Raw genomic sequence first — 16,369 nt, 5'->3', positions numbered from 1 at the left:
CGCTTCGGGCTCACAACACGGGTCAGAACCGCCGCAGGGCTCCGCCGAGGCGGTCGAGCAGACGCGGCATCGGCGCCGGAACTGGTTCTGGCGCTTCCTCGACGGGGCTGGCGAGCGACAGGTTCGCCGCCTCCACCGTGACGCCGCGGAACCGGGCGACGCCCACGCCGTGCAGGCCGAAGGTCACGGTGATCGGCCGCGTTCCGTCCGGGTTCGCCCGCGGCGTGCGGTCCGGGGCGGGCGGGAGCGGGCGGATCAGGATGAAGGGGGCCCAGCCGTCGTTCCCCTCCGCTTCGAACGCCGGTTCTTCGCCGGTCCAGCGGAGGCCGCCCAGTTCTTCGGCCCAGCTGTCGTGCACGGTCACGCCCTCGCCGTTACCGAGGATCGGGCCGCTGATCTTCACCTCGCCCCGGATGACCGCCGCGTGCCCGGCGGGGATGTCCACCGGGGCCGTCTCCACCACGACCAGACCGCGGTCGAGCAGCGTGGGGCGGTCGTAGCCGGTCTTGGGTTGGGCGCTGAGTTGCAGTTCCCCCTCGTCCAGCACCGCGGCGGCGGCGATCGACGCGGGCGCCCCGTAGTACACCCGGCCGTCGAACTGTGCGGCGGGGTCGTCGGAGTCTTCGTCCTCAGAGGAGGGCAGGGGGGCGGCGCCGGCGCTGCGGTCCCGCCGCGGCGCGGGCAGCAGGGCGACGGGCCGCCCACGGCCGGCGAACCCGACGCGCTGCATCATCAGCACGTGATCCGGCAGGGTGGAGAAGGCGATCAGGTGCGGGCTGGCGTTCGGGATGCCGTTGAGGCGGCTCTCCGTGACCAGCCGATCCCAGTGAATCCGCTGCACGGAGCGGGCGAACCGCCGGGCCAGTTCCGCGGCGACGAACGCGCGGTCCCAGTCGTGCTGTTTGAGCATCCGCTCCGCGTCGTCGAGCTTCGATTCGGCGCTGCGGAGCAGGGCGTCCAGCTCCCGGCCGTCGAACACCCGGGGCCGCAGTTGGACGTCGGTGACGCGGGTGCGTTCGATCTTCAAGCGGGCGAGGTGCACCGCGGCGGTCGCGGCTCCGGGGGCCAGCTTGGCGACCCGCCGCCGCAGGTGGTTCACGCCCTGATGATTCGGGGTGACCAGCACGATGGCCCCGTCGCCAAAGTTCGGGACCGTCACCCGCATCCCGCCGGTGACCTGCTCGTGGGGGAGGGAGCTCACGGAGGTGGGCGTGATCCGCCAGGCGGTGGCGGTCGCCAGGGCGCCGGGGACGGTGAAGGTCGCGGAGGTGAAGGGCGCCGGGCCGGGCACGAACTGATCGTCCTCGCCGTGCCAGACGGCGACGACCAGCCGGTCCGCCCCGTCGCTGAGCAGGGCGCCGGTCGCCTGGCCGGCGGGGCGGGCGTCGGTGGCGCCGGTCCCGCCGCGGGCGATCGCGGCGCCGTCCAGCGAGGCGGTCCGGCCGAAGCCCCCGCCGAAGGTCGACTGTCCGCCCGTGCCCACGCCGCGGGTGTCGTCGTCGCCGGCCAACGAGCCGGCCAGCAGGTTCGTGACCGCGCCGAAGCTCCCCCGCGTCCGGTTCGCCTCCCGCGGGTCGCCGGTCGTGGCGGGCAGAATCCGCAGCGGGGCGACGTTTGTCGCCGAGGCGAGAATTGGCTCGACCGCCGCCAGTTGCAGGTTCGTCAGCGTGAGGGCCAGGCGGCGCTCGGTCCGGCCGGGCGTCGAGTCGTCCAGCGGTTCGGTGATCCAGTAGCCCAGCCCCTTCACGCCGGCGGCGACCGCCCCCAGCGCCTGCCGGGTGATCAGTTCCGGCTCCAGCACGGCCGGTTCCAGCCCCGCCGCCTCGCGCATCGCGGCGGTGCGACCGTGCGGGGCGGTTTGAATCCAGGTGAACAGCGGCTCGCCCGGTCGGGCCTTGCGGTCGGCGACCTCGCGCAGCAGCGCGGTGTGCTCCCACAGCGGCAGCGCCGTGCCCAGCACCATCCGGCTGACGCCCAACAGGTCCGCGAGGCGGGAGTAGGCCCGCTCCGACCCCGTCACGCCGATGAGCGTCGGCCGATCGCGGGCGGTGTCCGCGGCCCGTACGGCGTCCACCCAAGCCTCCGTCGCCGCCACCCACGCCGGCTCCCCGGGAATCCGCGGGCCGAGATTCCACAGCCAGATCGCGTCGGTGCCCGGCCCGAACGGCGCCAGTCCGGCATCCACGGGTTCGTTCAGATCGGCCGGCCCGGCGCCCGCCTCCCCCGGGCTGGGCGGTTGGGCGGCGGCGCCCATGCCCGCCGCGGCGATCGCGTCGAGCAGGTCCCGATCCCGCCAGTCCCGGACCTGGATGAGGTTGAACCCGGAGATCGCCAGCAACGCCGGATCGACCTCATGGGCGAACGTCAGCCGCGGGAAGAACGGTTCGCCGTCCAGCGTGACCCGGCCGCCGTTGACGATCACCCGCCGCTTCGGATCCGGCGGGGTGACGTACGCCTCCGCCGTCTCGTCGAGGTTCAACGCTCCGACGGGAACCAGCGGGCCGACGCGCAGATCGTCGACCCGCAACGGCGCCGGGCCGCCGGTTCCGCCGTCGGTCCACAGCAGCACGCCGGCCCGGTCGACGACGGCGCCGGTGAGGTTCGCGGCGGCGTCGCCGGTGGTCGGGTCCGGGCCGAGCGACAGCCGCACCCGGCGGCGGGCGTCGTTCAGCGCCGCCTCCGTGGTCGCCGTCGTCAGCGTCCGCCAGGCGAACGTCGCGGCGGGGGACGGGCGGCCCGCGATCCACGCCGTGGCCGGCAGGCCGGTGTTCGGGTCGATCGCGTTCGGAAACGACACCCGCACCGCCGCGGCGCACCGCAGCGTCGTGAACACGGCGACAGAGGCCGTCAGTTCGTCGATCGCCGCCGAGGGCGGCAGCGCCCGATCGAACCGCAGCACCATGTCCGGTTGCGTTTTGATCCACACCGCCTGGGCGCACCCGGGCTCCGCGGCGCCGTCTTCGGGAAAGAACTTCACCTGCGCCGGAGTGAGGTCGCCGGGGGCGGTCGCCGTCCACTCGACCGCACAGGCTTCCCCGCACGGATCGGTGAAGAACCGTGGCCGGCCGGGCACCGCGTCGGGGAGCTCCGGGACGGTCGTCGTCGCGTCGTCGGCGGGGTCCGCCGCCTCGGGAATGCGCAGCTCGACCGGTTCCTGGGCCGGCGCCGGGGCGGGGCCCGCTCCCAGGAGGCCGCTCACTCCCAGCAGTCCGATGGCGGCGAGCAGGGCGCCGGGAAGGACCGGCCGGGGTCGGCGGCGGGAATCGCGGCGACGCATGGGCAGCGACGGTCGGGGGACGAAACGCGAACCGCGGGCGCCGGCGGTCCGTCGGGACGCTAGTTCCAGTCGGCCGTCCGGGGGAAGACCGCTCGCCGGCCGGGCGGCTCGCCGAGGACTCCCGCAAACGGGACATCCCCCAGCTGTGAGGCCGCCACGCCACCGATCGACCCGGACGGTGGGGTCGGCGGGATCGACCGGACCGCATCGGCGACGAGGTTTCGTCGGGTCGCCCCGTTGACAGCCCCACCGTCGCCCGGCGAGCATCGGCATAGCTCACGAATGCGACCGACGACGGACCGGCGGCCGCCCCGGAGTTCATTTTTCCGAAATTCCTGCCCGGTCCGTCACCGTGATCAGCTCCCGCAGTCGGCTGCCCCGCCACGACGACGAGTTACCGAACGAACTGGTCGAACTGGCCCGGCAGATCGCGGCGCTGCCCCCGGAGCTTCAGCCGGCCCTCGAAAAGCCGTTCTCCCAGGTCGTGGAGAGCGTCCGGCGGCGTCGGCGGATCCTGGGCGTCGTGCAGGAGGCCCTTTCGCAGCTTCGGCTCGACATCAAGTACCTGATGTTCGACCTCGACATGACCAAGCGCGAACGCGACGAACTGCTCGCGGATTAGCCCCGCTTCGCCGTCGCCGTTGGGCGGCGCGACCCTGGAACGACGCGCGCCGCCTACCGGCGACGGCGAACCGGGCGGCACGGGTGAAGCGGCCGGGGCGATCGCGGATGATTCGACGCTGATGACCGCGACCGCCCCTCCGCCCGCCCCCCCGCCGTCGCCGATGCCGGCCGCCGCTCCGGCCGTCGACAAGTCGACCGAGCGCGTGCGGCGGATGTTCGGGGCGATCGCCGGGCGGTACGACCTGATGAACCGCCTGATGACCGGCGGGCTCGACGTGCTCTGGCGCCGGCGGATCAGCCGGGCGGATCTCGGGGCCGGACCGGCGCTGGACTGCTGCACGGGCACCGGCGACCTCGCGTTCGCCCTCCGCAAACGGCGGCCGGACCTGCGGGTGGTCGGGGCGGACTTCACCCACCAGATGCTCGCCGAGGCGACCCGCAAAGACCGCCGGGGGGAGATCGCCTGGGTCGAGGGCGACGGCGAGGCCCTGCCGTTCGCCGACGCGGCGTTCACCGCGGTTTCGGTGGGTTTTGGGCTCCGCAACGTCGCCGACACCCGCCGCGGCCTCGCGGAGTTTTACCGCGTTCTCGCCCCCGGCGGCGTGCTGCTGATCCTCGAAACCTCCCGGCCGACGAACCCGCTGCTCGCCCCGCTGTTCAAGCTCTACTTCCGCGGCGTCGTCCCCGTGCTCGGCCGCTGGGCCGCGGGGAACCCGGAGAGCGCCTATGACTACCTCCCCGCCAGCGCCGCGGTCTTCCCGGACGGCGAGGAACTGTGCGACCTGTTCCGCGAGGCCGGCTTCGCGGATTGCAACTTTCAACCCCTCGGCTTCGGCGCGGCGACGTTCTACACGGCGAGGAAGCCGTGAGTGAAAAGTCCCAGCCCGAGGCGCAAGCCTCGGCCGTGCGTCACCTGACGCTTCCCGCCGCCGGCTCTGCCGACGGCCGACGCTTGCGGTTCGGGCTGGTATGACGGAGCCGCGCGAACCTCCGCTGGTCGTCGGCGTCACCGGGGCCAGCGGCGCCGCCTATGCGGTGCGGTTGTTGCGGGTCCTGCTGGCCGCGGGGCGGGACGTGCACGCGGTGTTCAGCCCGGCGGCGGTGCAGGTGTTCCGCGATGAACTGCACACGGACCTCAGCCCGGTGACACTCGACGTCGAAGCACTGTTCACGATGCGGTTCCCGTGGTCGGACCGGCCGCTCGAACCCGTGCCGGAGGGATGCGGCGCGCTGACAGTTCACCGGCACGTCGACTGGTCCGCGGGGCCGGCGAGCGGGTCGTTTCGGACCGGCGGGATGGTGATCTGCCCCTGTTCGATGGGCACGCTGGCGAGCGTCGCCGGGGGGCTCTGTTCGAACCTGATCCACCGGGCCGCCGCGGTGCATCTGAAGGAGCGCCGCAAGCTGATCGTCGTGCCGCGGGAGACGCCGCTGTCGGCGATTCACCTCGGCAATATGCAAACCGTCGCCGCCGCCGGGGCCGTGCTGCTGCCGGCGATGCCGGGCTTCTACCACGGGGTGAACGGGGTGGACGACCTGGTCGACTTCGTCGTCGCCCGGATCGTCGATCAACTCGGGATCGACCGGGATCTGATGACCCGCTGGGGCACGTAGGGTCCGCTCTGCGGACCGTTCCAAGAGGATTGGCGAAACGGGCGACGGTCCGCAGTGCGGACCCTACCGCCCCTCGCTGCGGCCTTCGATCTGGCGGATGTCGGCGAGGCGGACGACCAGCACGCGGTCGGTGGCGTGGCCGTTCTTCTCCGCGGCGAGCAGGGCGGCGGCGAGGCTGTCCGGGGCGGCGTCGTTCCGCAGGCCCAAGATCACGCTGTCGCCCACGGTCAGCGTCACTTCGAAGGAACGGTCTGGCCAGGCCCGCACCCGCTGGCCGTGGGCGGTCTCCAGCCCCGCCGGACCCGGCACCGCCCGCATCGCCTGCGGGCCGTGGTGAATTTCGGGGGTGAGGTCGAAGGTGACCCAACCCTTCTGCGGCGTGCGGCAGCCGATGCGCATCTGTCCGGTGGCGGTGTCGAACGATTCGGTGCGGCTCGGTTTGCCGTTCGCCGCGGGGGTTACGACCAGCAGATCGCTCTGACGCGGGGCGGTGGGAAGTGTCGTGTCGCCGCCGACGCGCAGGGTGATCCGGTTCACCTGAACCTCGTTGTCGCGGTCGCCGGCTCCCAGGCGGGTCGTGCGGCTGTTGGGCAGGGGGGTGCCGATCACCTCCTGCCGTTCGATCAGGGCCCGCACCGCCTCCGGCGGGTCGGCGCTGGCCACGCCGACGCGGAAGCCGGCGGAGCGCAGCCGGCCGGCCCGGTCGGCGTCCACGGCGCCGATCTCGCCGACGGAGTCCCACAGCGCCCGGCCCAGCAGCGGGTCGTCCGCCGGGCGTTCGACCAGCACGACGTCGAGCAAAATCTGATCGATGACGGGCCGAAACGCCGCCATCCGCGGGTCGTCGACGGGGCTCTCGTCGTAGCCGCCGGTGGTCATCGCCTCGACGGATTGATCGAAGAGGGCGCAGCCGGCCGTCAGTCCGCAGCCGAGTACGGCTCCGCAAACCGCCATCAATCCAGCCGCGGTCCCCGGCACGAGACGAGCGAAGCGGCGGCGGGACGGGGGGCGGCGCATGCGACGGCGACGCTAGGTTCGGACGTCGCCGGCGGTCAACGGACCTTTCGGGGGTCGGGCGTCGGCAGCACGGTCGATCTTGCCGGTTCTGCGGGCGGGGACTAGGGTCCGCGATGCGACGCCGATTCGTGCGTCGGCCGCACCGAAGACTGTACCCATGTCGCCTCCCAGCCCCCCGCCGTACCGCGTCGGGGCGGGGTCTGACACGCACCGCGTCGCCCGGGACAGCGACATCGCCAAGCCGCTGCTGCTCGGCGGGGTGGAGGTGCCGGTGGCGTTTCACCTCGTCGGACACAGCGACGCCGACGTGCTGGCCCACGCGGTGACCGACGCGATCCTCGGCGCCTGCGGGGCGGGGGACATCGGCGAACTCTTCCCCAACACCGACCCGGCGAACGCCGGCCGCGACAGCGCCGACTTCCTCCGCGAAGCCGTCCGCCAAGCCGCCGACCGCGGTTGGCGGATCGGCAACCTCGACTGCACCGTGCACGCGGAGCGGCCGAAGCTCAGCGAGTTCAAACAGCCCATCGCCGCCCGACTGGCGGAGCTGCTGGGAGTGTCGCCGGACGTGGTCAACGTGAAGGCGAAAAGCGGCGAGGCCGTCGGGCCGGTCGGCCGCGGCGAGGCGCTGACGGCGGACGCCGTCGTTCTGCTGTTCAGGGACGAACGATGAAACCCGCCGCCGTGCTCCCGCTGCCCACCGGCGCCGCGGCGTCTCGCGCCCAGCCGGCCGGGCCGGCCCGCTGCCTGGGGCTGGATCCCGGGCTGAACCGCACCGGGTACGCCGTCCTCGAACTCACCCCCCGCGGCCCGCGTCTGGTGGAGGGCGGGGTGTTGAAGTCGAATCCCGACGACCCGCTGTCCGTCCGCGTCGCGGAGATCGGCGGCGGGGTGCGGGAGCTGATCCGCGAGTTCGCCCCCCGGCTGATCGCCGTCGAACAGGTGTTCGCCCACGGTCGGAACTACGCCAGCAGCCTGAAACTGGCTCACTGCCGCGGCGCCATCCTGCTCGCCGCCGGCGAGGAGGGCGTGCCGGTGGAGGCCCTCGCCCCGACCGCGATCAAGGCCCGCGCCTGCGGCAACGGCCGAGCGGACAAGGCCCAGATGCAGCGGTCCGTCAGCGCCGAGTTGGGCCTGAAAGCCGTGCTGGAGCCGAACGACGTGGCCGACGCCGCCGCCGCCGCGTTGTGCGTCTTCGGCCGCCTGCGGGCCGTCGCGGCGTAGAAGGTCAAATTCCAAGACCAAGAACTCAAGAACCAAAAAGGAGCGTCCCGCTGCCGGGGCCTTGGTTCTTGAGTTCTTGGTCTTGATGCTTCATCCAACGGCCGCCGCCGCCCTCGTCGCTACTGTTGCTGCATGATTACCAAGATCACCGGCCGCCTGACGGAACTCTCCGAGACGGCGGCGTACCTCCAGTGCGGCTACGTCGAACACGAGGTGTTCGTGCCGGACTTCGTCCGCCGGCAACTCGGCCCGAAGCGGGGTGAAGAGGTCACGCTGCGGACGATCGAGTTCATTGAGGGCAACCCGCAGAAGGGCCGGCTGACGCCGCGGCTGATCGGGTTCCTCACGCCGGTGGAGCGGGAGTTCTTCGAACTGGTCTGCAGCGTCGACGGCGTCGGCGTGAAGAAGGCCCTGCGGGCGATGGTCCGCCCGGTGCGGGACGTCGCCGCGGCGATCGAGGAATCGGACGTCCAGGAGATCACCACGCTCCCCGGCATCGGCGCCGCGATGGCGGAACGGATTGTGGCGAAGCTCCGCCGCAAAATGACCCGCTTCGCCCTGATGCCCGAACGCGACCTGCCGGACGGCGAATCGCCCAAGACGGACGTGGAACGGGAGACCGTCGAAGCCCTCGTCGCCCTCGGCCACTCGCAGGTCGAGGCCCGCAAAAAGGTCGAGGCCGCCCGCGACGCCGGGGCGAAGGGCAAGACCGTCGAGACGTTGCTGACGGAGATTTATCGGCTGGGACGCACCTGAGAACGATCGGCAGAGGGCGCAGCGAAGCGTCCCGGACCCTCGGAGGGTCCGGGACGCTGGCGATCCCTGATTGTCAGACGGCCGGAACTACTTCTTGAAGATCGTCTTGCCGGTGCTGTGCAGGTGCTCGCAGGCCTCGGTGAGGCGGGCGGCGACGCCGGTTTCGGCCTTCTTGAGGTAGCTGCGGGGGTCGTAGACCTTCTTGTTGCCGACCTCGCCGTCCACCTTCAGGACGCCCTCGTAGTTCTCGAACATGTGCCCGACGATCGGGCGGGTGAAGGCGTACTGGGTGTCGGTGTCGATGTTCATCTTCACCACCCCGTAGGCCAGGGTTTCTTCCAGCTCTTCCTTGGCCGTGCCGCTGCCGCCGTGGAAGACGAGGTCGAACTCGGCCTTCTCGCCGAACTTCTTGATGACGGCGGCCTGACCCTCCTTGAGGATCTCCGGCTTCAGCTTCACGCTGCCCGGCTTGTAGTGGCCGTGCACGTTGCCGAAGGTCGCGGCGAACATGTAGCGGCCCAGCCCGTCGAGGGCTTCGTAGACGGCCAGCATGTCCTCGGGGGTGGTATAGAGCTTGTCGGCGGGGGTGTCGTGGGAGCCGCTGGCCCCGTCCTCCTCGCCGCCGACGACGCCGGCTTCGACTTCCAGGATGATCTCCTGCTCCGCACAGAGCTTCATCAGTTCCTTGGAGAGGGCCATGTTCTCCTCCAGCGGCAGGTTGCTGGCGTCGAGCATGTGGCTCTGGAACAGGTTGCCTTTGCCCTCGGCCCGGCGATCGGCGGTGGCCTGGATCAGCGGCTTGAGGAAGCTGTCGACGGCGTCCGGCGGGCAGTGGTCGGTGTGCAGGGCGACGAAGATGTCGTACCGCTCCGCCAGTCGGTGGCAGGCCTCGGCCAGGACGATGGCACCGAGGACGTTGTCGCCGACGTTGATGCCGCTGGCGAACTTCCCGCCGCCCGTGGAGACCTGGATGATGCCGTCGCTCTTGGCGTCGGCGAAGCCCTTGAGGGCGGCGTTGAGCGTAACGAGGCTGGTGATGTTGACCGCCGGGTACGCGTAGTCGCCCGCCTGGGCGGCGTCGAGCATCTGGGCGTACTGGGCGGGCGTGGCGACGGGCATCGGGAAAGGAGCTTCGGTAGGAATCGACGTGGAAACGGCCGTTCGGCGCGCCGGAAGCCTAGCGGCCGGGGCGTCGGCGGTCCACGGCCGCGAACCTTCGCGCCCCCCGGGGGGCGGTCTCGGCGGGAGGGTGCAGTTCTGTCGGTCGCGGGGCCGATGACGAACGAACCGCCCGTGCGGCCCCCGGGAGCGTCCGCCCCCGGCCCGCCCGGAGTCCGGCCCGCCGTCCGTATCGCGATGACGTTGAATGCCGCCCACCCTCCGCCTGTTCGCCGGTCCGCCGGACGCTCCGACGCCCTCGGTGACGGTGTCGTTGGGCGACTTGCTGGGCGCCTGCGGCGTGTCCACGGAGGAAACCGACGGAGGACCGCTGTGGTTGAGCGACTTTGCGGACGAAACGGTGCTCGTCTCGCCAGACCTCGCCGATTTGCTGCACATCGCCCGGTCAATGGACGCGGAGCGCCGCGGCCCCTCGGCCGGACCCGCCGGTCCCCGACCCGACGCGGGGCGGCGGGCCGCCTGAGCGTCGTCGCCGCGACGCTGTTCGCCGCCGCCCTGGCGCTGCCGGGCTGCCTGATCGTGCAGACCGCGGTCGTCAATCCGGCCCCGAACCTGCCGGTGGTCGCGGTCGCCCCGTTCCTGAACCTGTCGGCGGAGCCCTCGACGGACGGCCGCCGGTTCGCCCTGGCCTACGCCACCGAACTCCAGCAGGTGCCGGGCTTCGAGGTGATCCCCGTCGGCGTGGTCGAGGTCGCGATGACGACCAGCGGGCTCGATCCGTCGAACCCCACGGAGGCAATCGCCCTGGCCAAGCTGGTGGGGGCGGATTCCATCGTGCTGGGGGCCGTGACCGACTACTCCCCGTACTACCCGCCGCGGGTGGGGCTGAAGACGGCCTGGTACGCCCGCGATCCGGCGATCTTCCTGCCCGGCGCCACGACCGACCCCGCCGCCCGCCGGGCGCTCGGGGAGGCGGCCGAGTGCGAAACGCCGACCTGGCGTCGGGCCGTCCGCGGGACCGCCGACCTGTTCCGCGCGCAAAGCCCGGGGCGATTCGACGCTGGCCCCGCGAGTGCCGGAACCGCGGCCGGAGTGCCGTCCGACCTGCCGGAGCCGCTGCCCTATATGAGCTACGTGCGGCTGTACGACGGGGCGGACGAGGACGTCGCCGCCGCCCTCCGCGATCGGCGGGCCGTCTCCGGCGACCTGCGCAGCGGCGGCTGGGAGGCCCAGCTCAACCGCAGCGAGGACTTCATCCGCTTCTGTTGTCGGCGGAGCATCCGCGAGATGCTCGAACTCCACGGCGGCCTCGCGGAGCGGGAATACACCGTCCGCTGCCCCGAGATCCCCTGAGGCCCGCCGTCGCGCTCGCTGCCCCGGGTTGAGCGGAGCACGCCTCGCCCCCCCAACCCGACGCCAGGGCATTCGGCTCCGCCGGGGGGAGCGCCGCGGCCGATGCCCAGTGCGGATCGCCCTCGGACCGGGATGCGGAGGAACGCGGATGCTGACTCGCCGCCCCCAGCCGTTGCCCGCCGCCCCGGCACCGGGCGCCGCTCCGCCGAGCGGCGTGCGGGTCGTGGCGCTGACGCGGGGGGAGGAACGCTTCGTCTATCTGTTCCGGGCCGACCGCGTCGCGGACTGCCTCGCCCGCCTCGCCGTGCACGCGGCCGACCCGTCGCTCTCCCTCACGGCCGCCGACGCGGCGCTGCTGGCCGAGCGCATCCGCGAAGGGTGAGCGGCAGCGCCCCCTGAGCCCGAAGCGCCAGCGCGGGGCGCGACTCTCGCCGGCGATTCGACGGCCGATCCCTCCGCCACGCCACCCCCCTCGCTTGCGCTTCGGGCTCACAGGAAGACCATGCACGAGTCGATCGACCTGTTCCTCCGGCACCTGCGGGTCGAAAAGCAAAGCTCCGAGCACACGGTGAAGGGGTACAGCGAGGACTTCGACAGCCTGCTGGAGTTCCTCGAGGACGCCTGCACCACGCTGCCGGCCCGCTCGGCGGCTCACCCGCGGGACCTGACGGTCGCCGTGCTGCGGGAGTACCTCGCCTACCTGCACGCCTGCGGCTACGCGAAAACCACCGTCGCCCGCCGGCTGGCCTGCCTGCGGAGCTATTTCCGGTTCCTCCAGCGTCGCGGGGAGGTGGCGAGCAACCCGGCGAAGGTCCTCCGCACCCCCCGGACCGGCCGCAAGCTGCCGCACTTCCTCTCGGTCGAGCAGGCCGCGATCCTGCTGGAAACGCCGGACCCAGACACGAAAGACGGCAAGCGGGATCGGGCGATGCTGGAAACGTTGTACTCCGCCGGCCTGCGTGTGGCGGAACTGGCCGGGTTGAACGTCGACGACTGGGACCGCGACGCCGACGTGCTGCGGGTCCGAGGGAAGGGCAAGAAGGAGCGGGTCAGCCCGATCGGCGCCCACGCCAGCCGGGCCCTGGAGGCGTGGCTGGCCGTCCGCAGACCGGCGGAGAAGGCGACGGCGGAGGACCGGGCCGCGATGTTCCTCAACCGCTTCGGCAACCGTCTGACGACCCGCAGCGTCGCCCGGATGCTCGACAAACACATCCTGACCGCCGGCTTGGACGGCAAAACCAGCCCGCACACGTTGCGGCACAGCTTCGCCACGCACCTGCTCGACGGCGGGGCGGACCTGCGGAGCGTTCAGGAACTACTCGGCCACGCCAACCTGACCACCACGCAGATCTACACGCACGTCTCCACGACCCGCCTCAAGGAGACCTACGACGCCGCCCACCCGCACGCTTCACCACGCGGCGCCTAAGCCGGACGCATGCGTCCGGCTTAGGGAAACGGTCAGAGCGTCTTCCCGTCGGGGATCCGTAGCGTCATGCCGACGCGCAGCGCGTCCGGGTGCTCCAGCACGTCGCGGTTCGCCTCGTAGAGCGTGTGGTACTTGCGGTGGCTGCCGAGCGTTCGCTCGGCGATGTCGGTGAGGGTGTCGCCGGGGGCCACGGTGTAGGTCTGCGGGGCGGCGGGCGCCGGCTCCTCGGGAGGATCATCGAAGGGCTCCGGGAACGGGGGGAGCGGGTCCGCGAAGGCCTGCAGGACGGGCTCCGCACGCGGCGTCACGACGGCCGGCGGAGGGCCGACGGCGGGCACCGGCAGCGGCGGCGGACCGACAGGCCTCGCCGCGACCGTCGGCGGAGCGGGCGGGGGGCCCAGCCGCACGGGCGGCGGCGGCGGGGCGAGAGGCAGGGCGTTCGTCTCGTCCGGGTCTGACTCAAGTCCGGCGACGGCCGGGTCGACGGCGGCCGGGTCCGCCCGGAAGCAAAACGCCCCCGCGACGCCCAGCGCCAGCAGGGAGAGCGACAGCCCGATGCGGAGGTCCCGATTCACGGCGTTGCGAGGGAAGGGGAGGCGGAGAACGCCTTCCCTGGCGCCCGAACGGTTCGCCTCCGACATCGACGCCCCCGCCGGTCCCCCGTCACCCGATCGTCCGCGCGCGGCGCGAATGGTTCGCGTGCGGTCCGACTGGCCCGGTTCTGGCGGTCGTGCGGCCCGTCGTGCGGCGGATCAGCGCCGCTTCGTCTCGTTGGTGATCGACGCCTTGGCGTCGATCGTCTTGGGCCGCGGCGGCACGGCCTGCCCGGTGAGGGCGTCGAATACGACCGCCCCCAGCGGCGGCAGACTGATCTGCACGCTGTGCTTGAAGCCGTGGGAGGGGATTTCCTCGCTGTAGACGCCCCCCTGGTTGCCGACGTTGCCGCCCTCGTAGATGCCGGCGTCGCTGTTCAACACCTCCTTGTAGTACCCCGCGACGGGCACGCCGAGGCGGTAGTCGGGGCGGGGGACCGGGGTGAAGTTAAACGCGCAGAGCAGTTGGGCGGAGCCGTCCGCGGTCTTGCGGAGGAACGCCACCACGCTGCGGGCGGCGTCGTCCCCGCTGACCCACTGGTAGCCGCGTTGATCGCAGTCCGTAGCGTGCAGGGCGGGGCGGGTGCGATAGAGGCGGTTCAGGTCGCCGAGGAACCGCCGCACGCCGTCGTGATAGGGCTGGCCCTCCAGCGCCCAGTCGAGTTGGGCGTCGTGGTTCCACTCGGTCCACTGGGCCAGCTCGCAGCCCATGAAGATCAGCTTCTTGCCGGGGTTGAGCCACTGGTGGGCGTAGAGCAACCGCAGGTTGGCGAACTTCTGCCAGACGTCCCCAGGCATCTTCTCCAGCAGGGAGCCCTTGCCGTGCACGACCTCGTCGTGCGACAGCGGGAGCATGTAGTTCTCGCTGAATTGATAGACGCTGCGGAACGTCAGCTCGCCCTGATGATAGCTGCGATACAGCGGTTCCCGCTCGAAGTAGCGGAGGGTGTCGTTCATCCACCCCATATCCCATTTGAAGCTGAACCCGAGCCCGCCGTTGTAGGTCGGATGGCTCACGCCGCCCCAGCTGGTGCTCTCCTCGGCGATCGTCATCACGCCGGGGAAGTCGCGGTGCAGTTCGACGTTCAATTCCTTGAGGAAGTCGATCGCTTCCAGATTCTCGCGGCCGCCGTATTTATTCGGCACCCACTCGCCGGCTTTGCGGCTGTAATCGAGGTACAGCATGGAGGCGACCGCGTCGACCCGCAGGCCGTCGACGTGGTACTTCTCGATCCAGAACCGGGCGCTGGCGGTGAGGAACCGCCGCACCTCGTCCCGGCCGTAATTGAAGATCAGCGTGTTCCAGTCCGGGTGATAGCCCTGACGGGGGTCGGCGTGCTCGTACAGGCAGGTGCCGTCGAACCGGGCGAGGCTGTGGGAGTCGGTCGGGAAGTGGGCCGGCACCCAGTCCACGATCACCCCGATCCCGCGGCCGTGGCATACGTCCACGAAGTGCATGAAGTCGTCCGGCGTGCCGAAGCGGCTCGTCGGGGCGAAGTAGCCGGTCGCCTGATAGCCCCAGGAGCCGTCGAACGGGAACTCCGTGATCGGCATCAGCTCCAGGTGGGTGAACCCGTACTGCTCCGCGTGATTGCAGAGGGCCTCGGCGAGTTCGTGATAGCTGAAATACCGCCGCCCGTCGGACGGCCGCCGCCAGCTGCCCAGATGCACCTCGTAGACGCTGACCGGCGCCTTGAGCCAGTCGGTGTCGCGGCGGTGGTCGATCCAGGCGGCGTCTTCCCAGCGGTGGCGGGAGAGGTCCCAGCAGACGCTCGCCGTCGCCGGGGGGTGCTCGGCGTGGAAGGCGAACGGGTCGCTTTTCTCCAGCAGTTCGCCCGTGCGCGTGCGAATGGCGAACTTGTAGCGGTCCCCGCGGCCGAAGCCCGGGATGAAGCCTTCCCACACGCCGCTGGAACTGCCCCACAGTTCGTCGGAGTCCGGGGTCCAGCCGTTGCCGTCGCAGATCACGCTGACGGAATCCGCGTTCGGCGCCCAGACGGCGAAGCGCGTACCGGCGACCCCGTCGCGGTCCTCGGGGTGGGCGCCGAGGTGATCGTACAGGGCCATGCGGAGGCGGCCGGGGGATTCGGGGGGAGGCGGGGCGGGTCGCGGACCGTACCGCCCGTCGCTTCACCCCCGCAACCGCCGAACCCCGGTGAGGCCGTCCCGAAATGCGTGGCCAGCGCCGACCGCCAGCCCGGTTTCACACCGCCGGCCGCCGGGTTCGCCAGTCGGACGGGACGGTCGCGGCGCCGAGTTTCAGCCGGAGAACGCCCGAAAGATGCTCCGCCGCCAGGGCGGGTTCGGCTTCGGGGGCGGGGCGTCGTCGTCTTCGTCGTCGGACGCCGTGGCGTCGAACCGCGTGGCGGTCGGCTGGGGCTCGTCGTCCTCGTCCTCCGCATTGGAGGGGGCGTAACGGTCGGTGACCGGCTCCGTCAGTTGGTCCGCGGCGGACTCGAAGTCGACCGAACGGGGTTCGTCGTCCTCGTCGTCCTCGGCGAAGAACGACACCACGCTCCGCGGCTCCCGGTCGCGGGGGGGGGGCTCCGGGTCGGGGACGATCCGGGTCGCGGCGACGGCCGGCGGGGCCGGTTCGGCGGGGGTCGCCGGTTCCTCGGCCGGCGTCGGCCGGGACAGGACGACCGGGCGGGGCGGCGGGGGGGCGAGGTGCTGCCAGGAACTGCGGCCCGCCTGATCCCCGGACCGCTCGGCGAAGGACGGCTCGCCCTCAGGGCGTTCGGCGGGGGACGACTCGCCCGCCGCCCGTTCCGCGGCCGCCGGCCGGGCGGGGGGGGCGCTCGGGCGATGGACGAACGGCGCCGGCGAGAGATTTTCCGCGTCCGCGTCGTCGTTCGGGGCCGGCAGCGGCGGTAGGCCGGCGTCCAGGCGGGCGAAACGGTCGTGTACCACGACCTCCCGATCGCCTTCCTCGTCCAGCAGCGTACGGGTGCCGTCGGACAGCACCGCCCGCAGGAACGGGCGCCGGGCGGCGTCGTCCGCCGACGGCACACCGGCGCCGACTTCGTAGGACGCCATTTCGCCCTCGTCATGCTCGCCCCGGTCGGCCTGCGAGGGCCCGTCGTCGCGGGACTGCTGCGGGGGGCGGGCCGCGGCCATATCGAACGGGCGAAAGGAGGGGGCGCGGACGGACGGGGAGCCGGCCCATCTTAGCAGCCGACCTCCCTGTTCCCATCGTCCGTTCGGACCGGCGCCTTGAGCGCGACCCTGACCCTCCCGCGGGCCGACCCCGCTTTTCCCCACGGCCGGGCGGCCTACGATCAGGCGCCGCGTCCCCGTTCACCGACGTAGCTGGTCGTCCGCTCGGCGCCGCATCCCCCGCGGCGCCGCCCGGGGCCGCCTCCG

16 protein-coding genes are annotated in these 16,369 nt (G+C 72.0%); 10 read left to right on the top strand and 6 right to left on the bottom strand.

Features of this window, described 5'->3' with window-relative positions:
- Positions 1-22 precede the first annotated feature (22 nt).
- Positions 23-3,199 carry a hypothetical protein gene (locus CA12_RS21495; RefSeq protein ID WP_145361161.1) on the bottom strand — a complete coding sequence of 1,059 codons (3,177 nt, stop codon included), beginning with the start codon at positions 3,197-3,199 and terminating at the stop codon, positions 23-25.
- A 433-nt stretch (positions 3,200-3,632) separates the two neighbouring features.
- Here CA12_RS21495 and CA12_RS21490 point away from each other — a divergent pair, with 433 nt between their 5' ends.
- The 3 genes from CA12_RS21490 to CA12_RS21480 all read left to right on the top strand — a co-directional run bounded on the left by CA12_RS21490 (position 3,633) and on the right by CA12_RS21480 (position 5,515).
- Entirely contained in the window at positions 3,633-3,899 is a 267-nt protein-coding gene (locus CA12_RS21490; protein ID WP_145361702.1) for a transcriptional regulator, read from the top strand.
- Positions 3,900-4,062: 163 nt separating this feature from the next.
- Entirely contained in the window at positions 4,063-4,770 is a 708-nt protein-coding gene (locus CA12_RS21485) for a ubiquinone/menaquinone biosynthesis methyltransferase (protein WP_145361160.1), read from the top strand.
- Between the two features lie 100 nt (positions 4,771-4,870).
- Positions 4,871-5,515 (top strand): UbiX family flavin prenyltransferase, encoded by a 645-nt coding sequence (locus CA12_RS21480; RefSeq protein WP_145361159.1) that lies wholly within the window; start codon positions 4,871-4,873, stop codon positions 5,513-5,515.
- 63 nt (positions 5,516-5,578) lie between these two features.
- Here CA12_RS21480 and CA12_RS21475 read toward each other — a convergent pair whose 3' ends face one another.
- Positions 5,579-6,532 (bottom strand): hypothetical protein, encoded by a 954-nt coding sequence (locus tag CA12_RS21475; protein WP_145361158.1) that lies wholly within the window; start codon positions 6,530-6,532, stop codon positions 5,579-5,581.
- 157 nt (positions 6,533-6,689) lie between these two features.
- Between CA12_RS21475 and ispF the strand changes: the two genes are divergently transcribed.
- From ispF to ruvA, 3 genes are all read left to right on the top strand, one after another.
- Entirely contained in the window at positions 6,690-7,205 is a 516-nt protein-coding gene (ispF, locus tag CA12_RS21470) for a 2-C-methyl-D-erythritol 2,4-cyclodiphosphate synthase (RefSeq protein ID WP_145361157.1), read from the top strand.
- A complete protein-coding gene (locus CA12_RS21465) occupies positions 7,202-7,756 on the top strand; it encodes a crossover junction endodeoxyribonuclease RuvC (protein WP_145361156.1) in 555 nt (184 codons plus the stop codon). Before ispF ends, CA12_RS21465 begins: the two co-directional genes overlap by 4 nt.
- A 132-nt stretch (positions 7,757-7,888) precedes the next feature.
- A complete protein-coding gene (ruvA, locus tag CA12_RS21460; RefSeq protein ID WP_145361155.1) occupies positions 7,889-8,512 on the top strand; it encodes a Holliday junction branch migration protein RuvA in 624 nt (207 codons plus the stop codon).
- 87 nt (positions 8,513-8,599) lie between these two features.
- Here ruvA and fbaA read toward each other — a convergent pair whose 3' ends face one another.
- Entirely contained in the window at positions 8,600-9,631 is a 1,032-nt protein-coding gene (fbaA, locus tag CA12_RS21455) for a class II fructose-bisphosphate aldolase (RefSeq protein ID WP_145361154.1), read from the bottom strand.
- Positions 9,632-9,878: 247 nt separating this feature from the next.
- Here fbaA and CA12_RS21450 point away from each other — a divergent pair, with 247 nt between their 5' ends.
- The 4 genes from CA12_RS21450 (at position 9,879) to xerC (ending at position 12,413) form a co-directional block, all read left to right on the top strand.
- Positions 9,879-10,154 (top strand): hypothetical protein, encoded by a 276-nt coding sequence (locus CA12_RS21450; protein ID WP_145361153.1) that lies wholly within the window; start codon positions 9,879-9,881, stop codon positions 10,152-10,154.
- 56 nt (positions 10,155-10,210) lie between these two features.
- Positions 10,211-10,984, top strand: coding sequence for a hypothetical protein (locus CA12_RS21445; protein WP_145361152.1), 774 nt, complete (start codon positions 10,211-10,213; stop codon positions 10,982-10,984).
- Positions 10,985-11,132: 148 nt separating this feature from the next.
- Positions 11,133-11,366 (top strand): hypothetical protein, encoded by a 234-nt coding sequence (locus tag CA12_RS21440; protein ID WP_145361151.1) that lies wholly within the window; start codon positions 11,133-11,135, stop codon positions 11,364-11,366.
- 120 nt (positions 11,367-11,486) lie between these two features.
- On the top strand, positions 11,487-12,413 hold the full coding sequence (gene xerC, locus CA12_RS21435; protein WP_145361150.1) for a tyrosine recombinase XerC: 927 nt from the start codon (positions 11,487-11,489) through the stop codon (positions 12,411-12,413).
- A 32-nt stretch (positions 12,414-12,445) separates the two neighbouring features.
- Here the strand turns inward: xerC and CA12_RS23065 are convergent, their stop codons facing one another.
- The 3 genes from CA12_RS23065 to CA12_RS21420 form a co-directional block, all read right to left on the bottom strand.
- Positions 12,446-12,988, bottom strand: a complete 543-nt coding sequence (locus CA12_RS23065) for a LysM peptidoglycan-binding domain-containing protein (protein ID WP_145361149.1) — start codon at positions 12,986-12,988, stop codon at positions 12,446-12,448.
- Between the two features lie 177 nt (positions 12,989-13,165).
- Positions 13,166-15,073 (bottom strand): 1,4-alpha-glucan branching protein GlgB, encoded by a 1,908-nt coding sequence (gene glgB / locus CA12_RS21425; RefSeq protein WP_145361148.1) that lies wholly within the window; start codon positions 15,071-15,073, stop codon positions 13,166-13,168.
- A 192-nt stretch (positions 15,074-15,265) separates the two neighbouring features.
- Positions 15,266-16,123 (bottom strand): hypothetical protein, encoded by an 858-nt coding sequence (locus CA12_RS21420; RefSeq protein WP_145361147.1) that lies wholly within the window; start codon positions 16,121-16,123, stop codon positions 15,266-15,268.
- Positions 16,124-16,369 lie beyond the last annotated feature (246 nt).

The organism is Alienimonas californiensis (assembly GCF_007743815.1).
Taxonomy (GTDB): Bacteria; Planctomycetota; Planctomycetia; order Planctomycetales; family Planctomycetaceae; genus Alienimonas; species Alienimonas californiensis.
Note: the sequence above shows the minus strand (reverse complement) of the source record. Positions and strands in the feature narration are given on the sequence as shown.

What these genes read in the sequence shown, in the direction of transcription:
- CA12_RS21485 (WP_145361160.1), top strand. Translation starts at nt 4,063, where the DNA reads ATGCCGGCCGCCGCTCCGGCCGTCGACAAGTCGACCGAGCGCGTGCGG.
- CA12_RS21480 (WP_145361159.1), top strand. Translation starts at nt 4,871, where the DNA reads ATGACGGAGCCGCGCGAACCTCCGCTGGTCGTCGGCGTCACCGGGGCC.
- CA12_RS21475 (WP_145361158.1), bottom strand. Translation starts at nt 6,532, where the DNA reads ATGCGCCGCCCCCCGTCCCGCCGCCGCTTCGCTCGTCTCGTGCCGGGG.
- ispF (WP_145361157.1), top strand. Translation starts at nt 6,690, where the DNA reads ATGTCGCCTCCCAGCCCCCCGCCGTACCGCGTCGGGGCGGGGTCTGAC.
- CA12_RS21465 (WP_145361156.1), top strand. Translation starts at nt 7,202, where the DNA reads ATGAAACCCGCCGCCGTGCTCCCGCTGCCCACCGGCGCCGCGGCGTCT.
- ruvA (WP_145361155.1), top strand. Translation starts at nt 7,889, where the DNA reads ATGATTACCAAGATCACCGGCCGCCTGACGGAACTCTCCGAGACGGCG.
- fbaA (WP_145361154.1), bottom strand. Translation starts at nt 9,631, where the DNA reads ATGCCCGTCGCCACGCCCGCCCAGTACGCCCAGATGCTCGACGCCGCC.
- CA12_RS21450 (WP_145361153.1), top strand. Translation starts at nt 9,879, where the DNA reads ATGCCGCCCACCCTCCGCCTGTTCGCCGGTCCGCCGGACGCTCCGACG.
- CA12_RS21440 (WP_145361151.1), top strand. Translation starts at nt 11,133, where the DNA reads ATGCTGACTCGCCGCCCCCAGCCGTTGCCCGCCGCCCCGGCACCGGGC.
- xerC (WP_145361150.1), top strand. Translation starts at nt 11,487, where the DNA reads ATGCACGAGTCGATCGACCTGTTCCTCCGGCACCTGCGGGTCGAAAAG.
- glgB (WP_145361148.1), bottom strand. Translation starts at nt 15,073, where the DNA reads ATGGCCCTGTACGATCACCTCGGCGCCCACCCCGAGGACCGCGACGGG.
- CA12_RS21420 (WP_145361147.1), bottom strand. Translation starts at nt 16,123, where the DNA reads ATGGCCGCGGCCCGCCCCCCGCAGCAGTCCCGCGACGACGGGCCCTCG.